Consider the following 12,750-nt stretch of genomic DNA (forward strand, 5'->3'; position numbering starts at 1 on the left):
TCGGTCCGGCCACCGGCACTACAGGCTGCGCAGGATTCCGCGGCCGTAGCGCTGGAATTGGGTGTCGTCGACCATGCCGAGCGAATGCCGCTCGACCAGTAATTCCCATTCCGCGTAGAGCTGGTTGACACCCGGGTCGGCAGGCCCGGCGGCACCGTCGGCGGCCTGCCTGCGGATGGCGAAATTCACCGCGCAGGTGACCCGTTCGGTGTCGGCGCGATCCACGCCCGCGAAATGCAGCGTGCGATTGCCGTCGTTGATATCGATGCCCGATCCGCCGTGGCGGGTATCGACCTCGCCGGGCGCCGAGCGCGCGCCTTCGACGGTGCGAGCGCCGAGAATCGCGGCCACCGCCAATTCGAAGGCGTAGCGTTCGCCGCTGCCGATGGAGATGAACAGCACGCGAGAGGTGGTCGCGGCGAGCAGGCCGGTGCCCGATCCCGCGGGCGGGGCGGCGACGGCGATGGCCGTTTCCAGGACGTATTCGTCGGGCGTGACATACCGGTTCAGTGCGTTGACGGCCGAACGCGCGTCTTTGCGCGGCGCCATCCGGCGCACGGCGCGCTCGACATCGGCGCGGGTGGGACCGGACTTGCCCCACTCGGGAGCGGGCGGGGTGAGATCCGGCGCGGCCACGTCGATGCGCTGGGTCGTCATGATCTGGTCGTTGATCCGGTCGACGATGCCGAGGGCGGCAGGCACGTCGTGCTCGGCGATGAGCACCGGAAGGGGAGTGCGGTCGGCGGGAACGCCGGTGAGGACCGCCGTGGGATAACGCAGATAGATCTCGATCACCACCGCTTCGTCGGCGCGCCGATTGAGGCGCACCTTGAGCAGGTCGGCAATGGGAACGTCGAGAACACGTTCGCCGTCGGTACCCGGCCGGAGGACGACGAGCCGTCCACCGCCGTGGCGCAGAATCGCTGTGGGTGTTCGTAGCTCGACGATGTCTATACCCCCTGCGCTGTAGTTGTGTCGTCGCCCACGATAAGGCGGGCATGACATGATTGTGGCCACTTGCCACAACCCGGTCGGAGCGTTCGGGAACCTCTTGCGTTCTCCGGCCGTTTACCAGTGCAACTGCACCAGCAGCCGAACTGCGCGATGTATCGAACTAGACCGTACGCGGTAACGTGGCATGTCCGCATCCGAAACCCGCCGATCTCGACGCTTCGCAAGCACACCCGGAGTAATAACCGGAAAGGACTGGGCCGTCCGGCCGACGCTCTATGAACCGCAAGACAGTGTTTCGCACCTTGGCGATCATCTCGGGCATCATGCTCATGATCTGGCTGTTCAGCTTTCTCAGCGATGACACGCGCGGTTGGGAGAGTGTCGACACTTCCGTTGCGCTGACCCAGCTCGAGGACAAAGCGAACGTCAAGAACGTGCAGATCGATGACAAGGAGCAGCAGCTCCGCATCGAACTGAACAACGGCAACGAGGCCACGAGCAACAACGCCAAGATCGTCGCCAAGTACCCCAGTGGTGGGGAGAACTCCGCGCAGATCCTCGACGCCGTGCAGAAGTCCGGCGCGCCGTACGACACCGTGGTCAAGCAGGAGAGCTGGCTGTCGCAGCTGCTGCTGTTCATCGTGCCGATGGTGCTGCTGGTCGGCCTGTTCATCTTCGTGATGTCGCGCATGCAGGGCGGCGGCCGTGGCGGGATGATGGGCTTCGGGAAGTCCAAGGCCAAACTGCTGACCAAGGACATGCCCAAGACCACGTTCCAGGACGTGGCCGGTGCCGACGAGGCCGTCGAAGAGCTCTACGAGATCAAGGACTTCCTCCAGAATCCGGCCCGCTACCAGGCGCTCGGCGCGAAGATCCCCAAGGGCGTGCTGCTCTACGGGCCGCCGGGAACCGGTAAGACGCTGCTGGCCCGCGCGGTCGCGGGCGAGGCCGGGGTGCCGTTCTTCACCATCTCCGGTTCGGACTTCGTCGAGATGTTCGTCGGTGTCGGCGCCTCCCGCGTGCGCGACCTGTTCGAGCAGGCCAAGCAGAACAGCCCCTGCATCATCTTTGTCGACGAGATCGACGCGGTCGGCCGCCAGCGCGGTGCCGGCCTCGGCGGCGGTCACGACGAGCGCGAGCAGACCCTCAACCAGCTGCTGGTCGAGATGGACGGCTTCGGCGATCGCTCCAACATCATCCTGATCGCAGCCACCAACCGGCCCGACATCCTCGACCCCGCGCTGCTGCGTCCCGGCCGGTTCGACCGGCAGATCCCGGTCGGCAACCCCGACCTGGCCGGTCGCCGCGCGATCCTGCGGGTGCACTCGGCGGGCAAGCCGATCTCGCAGGAAGCCGACCTCGAGGGCCTGGCCAAGCGCACCGTCGGCATGTCCGGCGCCGATCTGGCCAACGTGATCAACGAGGCCGCGCTGCTCACCGCCCGCGAGAACGGTTCGGTCATCACCGGCGAATCGCTCGAGGAATCGGTCGACCGGGTGATCGGTGGCCCGCGCCGCAAGAGCCGCATCATCAGCGAGCACGAGAAGAAGATCACCGCCTACCACGAGGGCGGCCACACCCTGGCGGCCTGGGCGATGCCCGATATCGAGCCCGTCTACAAGGTCACCATCCTGGCCCGCGGCCGCACCGGCGGGCACGCCATGACGGTGCCCGAGGACGACAAGGGCCTGATGACCCGCTCGGAGATGATCTCCCGGCTGGTCTTCGCGATGGGTGGCCGCGCCGCCGAGGAACTGGTGTTCCACGAGCCGACCACCGGCGCGTCCTCCGATATCGACCAGGCCACCAAGATCGCCCGCGGGATGGTCACGGAGTACGGCATGAGTGCCCGCCTCGGCGCCGTGCGCTACGGCCAGGAGCAGGGCGACCCGTTCCTCGGTCGATCGATGGGCGTGCAGGCCGACTACTCGCACGAGGTCGCCCGCGAGATCGACGAGGAGGTGCGCAACCTCATCGAGGCCGCGCACACCGAGGCGTGGTCGATCCTCAGCGAATACCGCGAGCAGCTCGACGCCTTGGCCACCGCGTTGCTCGAGCGCGAGACGCTGCACCGCAAGGATCTCGAGACGATCCTGGCCGGTGTGGAGAAGCGTCCGCGGATCACCGCGTTCAACGATTTCGGTGATCGGCACCCGTCGGACAAGCCGCCGGTGAAGACGCCGGGCGAGCTGGCCGTCGAGCGCGGCGAGCCGTGGCCGCCGGTGCAGCCCGCGCCGGTGCCGGTGCCCAACGGGGCGCCGCCGGTCGAGCCCAACGGCTACCCGGGTCAGCCGTACGGCCAGCCCGCGCCGCCCGCGGCCGGTTACCCGTTGCCCGCCGCGCCGACGCAGGCGTTCCCCCGGCAGTCGGGGACGCACGGTTCGCGGCCCGATTACGGCGCACCGGCCGGCTGGTCGGCTCCGGGTTGGCCGCCGCGCGAGGAGCAGCAGCCGCAACAGCAGCAGCCCCAGCAGCAGCCCCAACCGCCACAGGACCAGGGCAGTGCCTGGGGTCGGCCCGAGCAGCAGCAGCCGCGGCACGCCAGCGACGGTTTCCAGCCGTGGGGTGCCCAGCCGCAGCCGCCCGCGCGTGATGCCGATCCGGAGAACAAGGACTGGGAAGGGCCGAACGGTCGCCACTGACCGGGGGCCAACTACGCTCGAAGGTCGAATGCCGAACAGGTACCGGCGTTCGGCACAGGTTCTCGGATTACGCTCGGCCGTCGAATGTCGGGTGGTCGCCGGCTTTCGGCTCTGGTTCTCGGCCCGCCCGCCTCTGGACTGAGCGGAGAACAGGGCCGAGAACCCGCGGCGCCAGCCGCAAATATCACGGAGGTGCGGAGAAGTTGTCGGCCAACAAGCAGGAACTCGATCCGGCAGGTGAGCTGGGTGCGACCAGTCCGTCGGTGCTGACGGCGCTGGCGACCGGTTTGCCGTTCGATCAGGAGCGCGCCGAGAACGCGGTGCGTGAGCTGCTGCTCGCGGTCGGTGAGGATCCCGACCGCCCCGGCCTGCTGGACACGCCCGCGCGAGTGGCGCGTGCTTATCGGGAGATGTTCGCCGGGCTCTACACCGAGCCCGATGCGGTGCTGGCGACCACGTTCGACGAGGGTCACCAGGAACTCGTGCTGGTTCGCGACATCCCGATGTTCTCTACCTGCGAGCATCACCTGGTCTCGTTCCACGGCGTCGCGCACGTCGGCTACATCCCCGGCCCGCACGGCCGGGTGACGGGGCTGTCGAAGCTGGCGCGCGTGGTTGATCTCTACGCCAAGCGCCCCCAGGTGCAGGAGCGGCTGACCAGCCAGATCGCCGACGCGGTGATGCGCCGACTGGATCCGCGCGGCGCGATCGTGGTGATCGAGGCCGAGCACCTGTGCATGGCCATGAGGGGAATCCGTAAGCCCGGTGCCAGCACCACCACCTCGGCGGTGCGCGGCCAGCTGCAAACCGACTCCGCCTCGCGATCCGAGGCGCTGGACCTGATCCTGCGCAAATGAGCGAGGCACTGGTGACCCCCCGTGACCAGCGCTCCTGCGTGGTCATGGGTGTGGTCAACGTGACCGCTGATTCCTTCTCCGACGGCGGTCGCTACCTCGATCCCGAACTCGCGATCGCGCACGGTGTCGAGCTGTACGAGGCGGGCGCCGACATCGTCGATGTGGGTGGTGAATCCACCAGGCCGGGGGCCGACCGGGTCGACCCGGCCGCCGAGGCCGCCAGGGTTGCTCCGGTGATCCGCGGACTGGTCGCCGCCGGGGTGCCGACCAGTGTCGACACCATGCGCGCCGAGGTCGCCGAGGCCGCGCTGGAGGCAGGCGTCTCGGTGGTGAACGACGTCTCCGGCGGCCGTGCCGACCCGAACATGGTGAAGGTCGTCGCCGAAGCGGGCGTGCCGTGGATCCTCATGCACTGGCGGGCGGGTGCCGACTACCGGCACACCGGCCCGGCCGATCACTACGACGACGTGGTCGCCGAGGTGAACGCCGAACTCACCGCTCAGGTCGACCTCGCTGTCGCCGCGGGAGTGACCCCGGACCGGCTGATCCTCGACCCCGGCCTCGGCTTCGCCAAGAACGCCGAACACAACTGGGAACTCCTCGCCGCTCTCCCGGAGCTGGCGGCAGGCGGATTCCCGATCTTGATCGGCGCCTCGCGCAAACGTTTCCTCGGCGCTCTGCTGGCCGACGAATCCGGCCCACGCCCGCCCGACGGCCGCGAAACCGCCACCGCCACCCTGTCCGCCCTCGCCGCCACCCACGGCGCCTGGGGCGTGCGCGTGCACGATGTCCGGGCCTCCCTCGACGCCATCGCCGTCGTCGATGCCTGGCGTCGAGCCGCCGACGCTCGATCGGCCGCTGCCCGAGGGCTCGCGCCGTGAACGTCCTCGCCACCCGAACCGCCACAGGCGTCCGAGTCACTCTCCGAGGAGCCCTCCGATGAACTTGCCTCTGCTGCCGCCGCCCGCGGGCAGGCCCGCCTCGTCGCGGATCGAGCTGCGCGGCCTGCGTGCTTTCGGCAGGCACGGAGTGTTCGATTTCGAGCGTCGTGACGGCCAGGAATTCGTCGTCGATCTGACAGTGTGGGTCGATTTCGCCGCGGCCGCCGCGTCCGACGACCTCGCCGACACCGTCGACTACGGCGCGCTCGCCGAGCGCGCCGTACGCATCGTGACCGGTCCGCCGCGCGATCTGATCGAAACAGTGGTCTCCGAGATCGCCGACGACGTGATGGCCGACCCGCGGATCGAGGCGGTGGAGGCGGTCGTGCACAAGCCGTCGGCGCCGATCCCGCACACCTTCGAAGACGTGCGCGTGGTGGCCACCCGGTATCGCACGGAGGCCCCGGGGCAGCGCCGATGACTCGTGCGGTGCTCTCGATCGGCTCGAATCTGGGCGATCGGCTCGCGCATCTGCGCAGCGTGCTCGACGCGCTGGGGGAGCGGGTCGTGGCGGTTTCGCCGGTCTACTCGACCGCGCCGTGGGGTGGCGTCGACCAAGACGATTATCTCAATGCTGTTGTCACAGCCGAGGATCCGGCCTTCGACGATTACGCCTGGCTACGTTTCGGTCAGGAGCTCGAGCAGGCGGCGGGCCGTGTTCGCGAGGTCCGCTGGGGTGCGCGCACCCTCGACGTCGACGTGGTCCAGTGCGCCGACAGCACCGGCACGGCGATCGCCCGCGACACCGACCCGACGCTGATCCTGCCGCACCCGCAGGCCCACAACCGGGCCTTCGTGCTCATCCCGTGGTCGGCCGTCGAGCCGTCCGCGCACCTTCTCGTCGACGGGGTCGCCCGTCCGATCGCGCAGTTGCTCGCCGGACTCGACCAGTCCGAGAAGGACGGCGTGGTCCGTACCGATCTGGCGCTACGCGAGGAAAGTGCCGGCTCGTGCTGAAACCCACCCGGGTACTCGACCTCGCGCTGAACGTGGTGGTGGCCGCCGCGGTGGCCTGGGTCGCCACCCGGTTCGCCTATTCCAGCTTCCCGTCGATCTCGGTGGCCGCGGGCGCCTCGCTGCTGCCGGTCGCCGCGATCGAGGCGACGCTCGGCTTCGCGATCAAGGCCAAGATCGCCGATGAGCAGATCGGCGACGGCCCGGGCCAGATGCACCCGATCAATGTCGCCAGGGGCGTGGCGCTGGCGAAGGCGTCGTTGCAGGTGGGTTCGCTGGCCGCGGGTGTGTGGCTGGGTTTCCTGCTGTGGGTTTTCCCACAGCGCGGGACCGTGACCGCCGCCGCTACCGATTCGCCGGGTGCGGTGGTCGGGCTGCTGGCCGGTTCGGCCCTGGTTGCTGCGGCTTTGTGGCTGGAGTATTGCTGCCGGGCACCCGAGGACCCGACCGACGATCCCGCTACTACGTAGCAACTTGCGAATGGAATCACCACAACCTTTGGTGGGCCGACCAGCCGATTCCGGCTACCCTGGCCCTCATGGTTTCACCCTCCCGCAGCACGGCGCCCCGACGACGGCGGGACGACGCGGGAAAATTCTTCGTCGGTTTCCTCATCCTGCTCGGTCTGACCGCCAGTGTTTTCCTGATCTTCAGCGAAAACGTCCAATACGTGCGGATCGGCCTGGTAGCAGCCCTGTGGGCGGCGGTGATCGGCGCGCTCGCGGCTACCCGCTACCGCAAGGACGCGGCCGTCGACAAGGCGAAGGTGCGCGATCTGCAGACGGTGTACGAGTTGCAGTTGGAGCGCGAGATCAACGCACGCCGTGAGTACGAGATGGGCGTCGAGGCGCGGGTGCGTGCCGAGGTCGGCGCCGACTCCTCCGAAATCGCCGCACTGCGCGCCGAGCTGACCCTGCTGCGCCAGAATCTGCAGGTCCTCTTCGACGGCGCCCTGCCCGACGAGCAACCTGCACTGCAGGCCGACGCGGTGCGGATCGACGCGTTGCCCGCCGGTGGCTTCAATGCCTTCGACGAGCCGGACCACGGTTTCGACGATAGCCCCGAGGATGCCACCGCTGCCTGGTTCGGCCCGTGGCAGCAACCGCCCAGCGCACTGAAACCTGTCTTCATGCAACCGGTTTCGGCCAATTTCGCCGACCCGTACGACGACCCGGTCACCGCCGAGACCTCGGCCGTGCAGCTCGACGAGTACGCCGAAACCCAGCAGGCGACCGCCGACGCGCAGCCCGTCGCACCGGCCAAGTCATCGGGAAAGACGCCGCCGCCGCGTCTGTCCTCGCCGAACACCCGCCAGGTGTCGGAGACGGTCCTCCCGGCCGAGACCCCCACCAACGGCAACTCGGCCGCTGCCCCCGAGCCCGCCCCGGCTGCGGCCGAGCCGACCCCGGCACCGGCCGCCACGGCCGAACCTGCCCCGGCTCCCGTAGCGACGGCCGAGGCCACCCCGGAGCCCGCCCAGCCCCCGGCCACCCGCCCCGAGAAGGCCCCCTCGGTCGGCACCAGCTCCCGTCGACGCCGCCGCGCCGAAACCGAGGGCACGGCCCGACTGTCGGTGGCAGACATCATGGCCAACCTCGAATCGGAGTCCACCGGTTCCGCCTCTCCGCGTACCTAGCTGGTCGCAACACCGTTCTCGCGCGAGAACATGGGCAATCACCAACAACAGCCAGCTCGCCCACCGGCAAACCCTCGGCCGCGTCCACCCATCACCACGCACCTGGGTCTGGCCTGAATACGCGGAGTGGCGGACCAGGTGAGCGCTAGATCACGGTGGGGGCGTGTGGCGGTCTTCGAGTAACTCCCTCTATTCTCGAAGCGAACGTCTGGTACCCGCACCGCGGGACTGGAACGCAAATCGAGAGGACAACGTTGACCTCGAGAAGTGTCAACCCTGATGGCGCGAAAACGAGTGGCGACGCCGTGCCCGCACGAATGGATCCAGCGCCCGCACGACTGACGGTAGGAATCGTCTCGGCGGGACGAGTGGGTTCCGCACTCGGCGTAGCGCTCGAGCGAGCCGGCCACGTGGTCTTCGGTGTCGCCGCGATCTCCGACGCCTCGGTGCATCGCGCCCATACCCGGCTGCCCGAAGCCCAGGTTCTGCCGATCGAGCAGATCGCCCAGCGCAGTGAACTGCTCCTGCTCGCCGTTCCCGACGCCGAACTGGCCGGGCTGGTCCGTGGCCTCGCCGGTGCGAACGTGGTCCGCCCCGGCACCATCGTCGTGCACACCTCCGGCGCGAACGGCGTCGCGATTCTCGAACCGCTGACGAAGCAGGGCGCGCTCGGCCTCGCGATCCACCCCGCCATGACCTTCACCGGCCACGACGAGGACATCGCCCGACTCGCCAATGCCTGTTTCGGCGTCACCGCCGCCGACGAGGTCGGCTACGCCATCGCGCAGGCGCTGGTGATCGAGATGGGCGGCGAACCGGTTCGCGTCGAGGAAGATCAGCGTTCGCTCTATCATGCGGCCCTCGCCCACGGCAGCAATCACCTGGTCACGGTGATCGTCGACGCCGTCGCGGCGCTGCGCGAATCCCTCTCCGGCCCCGGTCTGCTCGGCCAGCCGCTGGTCGACGATCAGCCCGGCGGCCTCGCCGAACGGCTGCTCGCCCCGCTCGCCTCGGCCGCCCTCGACAACGCCTTGCGTCGCGGCCAGGCCGCACTGACCGGTCCGGTCGCCCGCGGCGATGTCGACGCCGTCGCCGCCCATCTGGCCGCGCTCGAGCAGGTCGACGACCGCCTGGCCGAGGCCTACCGAGCCAACTCGTTGCGCACGGCCCAACTCGCCCACACCGATCCGGCACTGCTGGAGCTCCTCGCCAAGGAAGGCCACTGATGGAACCCCGAGAAGTGCATCACCACCAGGGTGGCGCCCGCGCCACCGGCGCTTTCAAGGCGGGCGTGCTCACCGTGCACCACAACCCCGAGGTGCTCGACACGGTCGCCAAGGCCCTGCGCGGGGCCGGTCGCACGGTCGGTTTCGTGCCGACGATGGGCGCGCTGCACGAGGGGCACCTCGCGCTGATTCGTCAGGCCAAGCTCAACAACCAGGTCGTGATCGTCTCGATCTTCGTCAACCCGCTGCAGTTCGGCGCGAACGAAGACCTCGATGCCTACCCGCGCACCCTCGACGCCGACCTCGAGCTGCTCCGCACCGAGGGCGTTGACCTGGTCTTCGCGCCGTCCGTTTCCGATATGTACCCGGACGGCATGCGTACCACGATCCAGCCGGGCCCACTCGGCGCCGAGCTCGAAGGCGGCAGCAGGCCGACGCATTTCGCGGGCATGCTCACCGTCGTCGCGAAGCTGCTCAACATCACCCACGCCTCCGAAGCGTATTTCGGTGAAAAGGACTATCAGCAGCTGACGCTGATCCGGCAGATGGTGCGCGACCTGAACATGGACGCGAAGATCGTCGCCTATCCGACCGTCCGCGAGCCCGACGGCCTCGCCCTGTCCTCGCGCAACCGCTTCCTCGACGCCACCCAGCGCGAGTCGGCGCTCGCGCTGTCGGCCGCGCTCGCCGCGGGCCGCCACGCCGCCGGTCTCGGCGCGGAGGCGGTCGTCCAGACCGCTCGCTCGGTTCTCGACGCGGTCGACGGCCTCGATGTCGACTACCTCGAACTGCGCGACGCGAACCTGGGTCCGGCCCCCACCGCGGGCAACGCCCGCCTGCTGGTCGCCGCCAAAGTCGGCGACACCCGCCTGATCGACAACGCTCCCGTAGTACTCGGCGCCCAGATCGACGGGCATCCCGACGCGAACTCCCTCCCTGCCTCGCAGGCGCACTGAAAGGCGACGACGATGTTGCGCACCATGATGAAGTCGAAGATCCACCGTGCCACCGTGACCCATGCCGACCTGCACTATGTCGGCTCGGTGACCGTCGACCAGGATCTGCTCGACGCCGCCGATCTGCTCGAGGGTGAGCAGGTCTGCATCGTCGACATCGACAACGGCGCCCGCCTCGAGACCTACGTGATCGCCGGCGAGCGCGGTTCGGGCGTGATCGGCATCAACGGTGCCGCCGCCCACCTCGTGCACCCGGGCGACCTGGTCATCCTCATCGCCTACGGCCAGATGGACGAGGCAGAGGTCCGCGAGTACGACCCGAAGGTGGTCTTCGTCGACGACCACAACCGTCCGGTGGAGCTGGGCAGCGACCCCGCGCACGCACCGGAGGGCTCGGGCCTCACCTCGCCGCGCTCGCTGTCGTTCGTCTGAGCCGGGCGGGGGACCCAGGACCATGCTGCTGACGATCGACGTCCGCAACACCGGGATCGAGCTCGGCCTGTTCTCCGGTAGCGGCGAACACGCGAAACTGGTGCGGCACTGGCGGATTCACACCAATCCGCTGATCACCGCGGACGAGTTCGCCATGCAGGTGCGCGGGCTGGTCGGCGACGATCTCGATCGGATCGTCGGTGTCTCGGCGCTGTCGACCGTGCCGCCGGTGCTGCGCGAACTGCGCGCCATGCTGGCGCGCTACTGGTCTCATGTGCCGCATGTGCTGGTGGAACCGGGCGTGCGAACAGGTATTCCGCTGCTGGTCGACAATCCGAAGGAAGTCGGCGCCGACCGCATCGTCAACTGTCTTGCCGCGTTCCGTAGCTTCGGCGGGCCCGCGATCGTCGTCGACTTCGGCACCGCGATCTGCGTCGACCTGGTCTCGGCCAAGGGGGAATTCCTCGGCGGCGTGATCGCGCCCGGTGTGGAGATCTCCGCCGAGGCGCTGGTGGAGCGCAGCGCGATGCGTCGCGTCGAGCTGGCTCGGCCGCGTTCGGTGGTGGGCAAGAACAGCATGGAATGCATTCAGTCCGGCGCGATCTTCGGGTTCGCCGGGCTGGTCGACGGGCTGGTCGACCGCATCCGCGACGAATTCGACGCGTTCGCGGGCACCGATGTCACCGTCGTCGCGACGGGGGCGGGCGCGCCGCTGATCGTGCCCGAGTCGGAAACCATCGACCAGCACGTCCCGCATCTCACGCTGACCGGCCTGCGTCACGTCTACGAGCGCAACAAAAAGTAGTGTCTGCTAAACTATCGCTCGTGATCTTCCGTGTGAGCACCCAGGAGTGTTGTCGAGGCTAATCTGCCTCGACCGTTCGAGGCTGACGTTTTCCCTCGACCGTTTTCTCACCTCCTGGAGATGCGCTCATGCGTTCTTCTGTCCTTTCCCTTCCGTCCGCACGCGACGAGTACTCCGCGACGCCCCCACTCGACCGGGCGATCGCCTCGGCGTTGCCGACTCGGTTGCGGCCCGCTGACCTGCTGCGACTCACCGACGAAGGCGCCGAAGACGTCCTCTCCGGTCGCTACGACCACCTCCTGCCGGCCGACGGTATCTGGCCGGCCGACGAGCGCTGGGCGACCCGCCTTTCGCAAGACGACGAGGTCGATGTCTGGCTGATCAGCTGGACGCCGGGCAAATTCACCGATTTGCACGATCACGCCGGCTCGCTCGGCGCCCTGACCGTGCTGAGCGGCGCGCTTTCGGAATACCGCTGGAATGGCAAGGAGTTACGCAGGCGCACGCTCGCCGCGGGTGATCAGGCGTCGTTCCCGATCGGCTGGGTGCACGACGTGGTGCGCGCGCCCGCCGTCGCCGAATCCGTCGGTCCGCTCGATCCCACCTTGAGCGTGCACGCCTATTCCCCGCCGCTGTCGGCGATGTCGTATTACGAAGTGACCGGCCACGGAACGTTGCGCCGAACCAAAACCGTCCTCACCGACCAGCCCGAAGGTGATCTGTGATGAGCCGATTGACGATTGATCAGATGCTCGAGAACGCTCGCGCGCGATTGCACCGGGTGTATGTGTACGACGTGGCCGCCGCGCTGGAGCGTGGCGCGATTCTGGTCGACATCCGACCGGCCGCCCAGCGGGTACGCGAAGGTTCGCTGCCCGGCGCGCTGGTGATCGAGCGAAATGTCCTGGAATGGCGGCTGGATCCGACCTCGTCGGCCCGGTTGTCCCTCGCTGTTGATCACGACGTGGAATGGGTCATCTTCTGCTCGGAGGGGTACACGTCGAGTTTGGCGGCGGCCGCGTTGCAGGAGCTGGGGTTGCATCGGGCCACCGATGTGATCGGTGGATACCAGGCGTTGAAATCGGCGGGGCTGTTGACGGTCGGCATCGGCGTCCCGCATTTCGCCCGCGAGGTGGACGCGCTGGCCTCGCTGTAACTGCGCCGCACGAATTGTGAAGTGCCTCACTGATTTCGCGAGCGCATGGGTAACTCGCTAGCCACCTCCGGGCCCTCGTACGCATAACGTGAGGCCGAGAGCTGACGGCCGTGCTTCCGGACGGTCCGCTGAATACACGGAGGGGCGGGGGAGCGGGGGAGCGGCAAATCCATTTCCGGGGACCGCTAATG

General features: G+C 68.4%; 14 protein-coding genes. 13 read left to right on the forward strand and 1 reads right to left on the reverse strand.

Features of this window, described 5'->3' with window-relative positions:
- Positions 1–18: 18 nt before the first annotated feature.
- Positions 19–1,005 (reverse strand): hypothetical protein, encoded by a 987-nt coding sequence (locus ACFVJ5_RS11750; RefSeq protein ID WP_379219973.1) that lies wholly within the window; start codon positions 1,003–1,005, stop codon positions 19–21.
- A 224-nt stretch (positions 1,006–1,229) separates the two neighbouring features.
- On the opposite strand from ACFVJ5_RS11750, the gene ftsH reads away from it, so the two are divergent.
- The 13 genes from ftsH (at position 1,230) to ACFVJ5_RS11815 (ending at position 12,559) form a co-directional block, all read left to right on the forward strand.
- Positions 1,230–3,596, forward strand: coding sequence for an ATP-dependent zinc metalloprotease FtsH (gene ftsH, locus ACFVJ5_RS11755; protein ID WP_379219974.1), 2,367 nt, complete (start codon positions 1,230–1,232; stop codon positions 3,594–3,596).
- Between the two features lie 242 nt (positions 3,597–3,838).
- Positions 3,839–4,453 carry a GTP cyclohydrolase I FolE gene (folE, locus tag ACFVJ5_RS11760; RefSeq protein ID WP_378632433.1) on the forward strand — a complete coding sequence of 205 codons (615 nt, stop codon included), beginning with the start codon at positions 3,839–3,841 and terminating at the stop codon, positions 4,451–4,453.
- The gene (folP, locus tag ACFVJ5_RS11765; RefSeq protein WP_379219975.1) at positions 4,450–5,334 is read left to right on the forward strand and encodes a dihydropteroate synthase; all 885 of its coding nucleotides are present in this window, start codon (positions 4,450–4,452) and stop codon (positions 5,332–5,334) included. The genes folE and folP overlap by 4 nt, the downstream gene beginning before the upstream one ends.
- Before the next feature lie 58 nt (positions 5,335–5,392).
- Positions 5,393–5,815: a dihydroneopterin aldolase gene (folB, locus tag ACFVJ5_RS11770; protein ID WP_379219976.1), complete on the forward strand. Its 423-nt coding sequence runs from the start codon at positions 5,393–5,395 to the stop codon at positions 5,813–5,815.
- Positions 5,812–6,351, forward strand: a complete 540-nt coding sequence (gene folK, locus ACFVJ5_RS11775; protein WP_379219977.1) for a 2-amino-4-hydroxy-6-hydroxymethyldihydropteridine diphosphokinase — start codon at positions 5,812–5,814, stop codon at positions 6,349–6,351. The genes folB and folK overlap by 4 nt, the downstream gene beginning before the upstream one ends.
- Complete coding sequence (locus tag ACFVJ5_RS11780; protein ID WP_379219978.1) at positions 6,345–6,818, forward strand: DUF3180 domain-containing protein; 474 nt, start codon at positions 6,345–6,347, stop codon at positions 6,816–6,818. The genes folK and ACFVJ5_RS11780 overlap by 7 nt, the downstream gene beginning before the upstream one ends.
- 68 nt (positions 6,819–6,886) lie before the next feature.
- Complete coding sequence (locus ACFVJ5_RS11785) at positions 6,887–7,984, forward strand: DUF6779 domain-containing protein (protein WP_379219979.1); 1,098 nt, start codon at positions 6,887–6,889, stop codon at positions 7,982–7,984.
- Positions 7,985–8,301: 317 nt separating this feature from the next.
- Entirely contained in the window at positions 8,302–9,210 is a 909-nt protein-coding gene (locus ACFVJ5_RS11790) for a Rossmann-like and DUF2520 domain-containing protein (RefSeq protein ID WP_379220616.1), read from the forward strand.
- Positions 9,210–10,166 (forward strand): pantoate--beta-alanine ligase, encoded by a 957-nt coding sequence (gene panC, locus ACFVJ5_RS11795; RefSeq protein WP_379219980.1) that lies wholly within the window; start codon positions 9,210–9,212, stop codon positions 10,164–10,166. Before ACFVJ5_RS11790 ends, panC begins: the two co-directional genes overlap by 1 nt.
- Positions 10,167–10,178: 12 nt before the next feature.
- Positions 10,179–10,598 carry an aspartate 1-decarboxylase gene (gene panD, locus ACFVJ5_RS11800; protein ID WP_357370408.1) on the forward strand — a complete coding sequence of 140 codons (420 nt, stop codon included), beginning with the start codon at positions 10,179–10,181 and terminating at the stop codon, positions 10,596–10,598.
- A gap of 22 nt (positions 10,599–10,620) precedes the next feature.
- Positions 10,621–11,403 (forward strand): type III pantothenate kinase, encoded by a 783-nt coding sequence (locus ACFVJ5_RS11805; protein ID WP_379219981.1) that lies wholly within the window; start codon positions 10,621–10,623, stop codon positions 11,401–11,403.
- 128 nt (positions 11,404–11,531) lie between these two features.
- Positions 11,532–12,128 (forward strand): cysteine dioxygenase, encoded by a 597-nt coding sequence (locus ACFVJ5_RS11810; RefSeq protein WP_379219982.1) that lies wholly within the window; start codon positions 11,532–11,534, stop codon positions 12,126–12,128.
- A gap of 8 nt (positions 12,129–12,136) precedes the next feature.
- Complete coding sequence (locus ACFVJ5_RS11815) at positions 12,137–12,559, forward strand: rhodanese-like domain-containing protein (protein ID WP_378632437.1); 423 nt, start codon at positions 12,137–12,139, stop codon at positions 12,557–12,559.
- The last annotated feature ends 191 nt before the right edge of the window (positions 12,560–12,750 follow it).

It is taken from the genome of Nocardia sp. NPDC127606, assembly GCF_042671725.1.
GTDB lineage: Bacteria > Actinomycetota > Actinomycetes > Mycobacteriales > Mycobacteriaceae > Nocardia.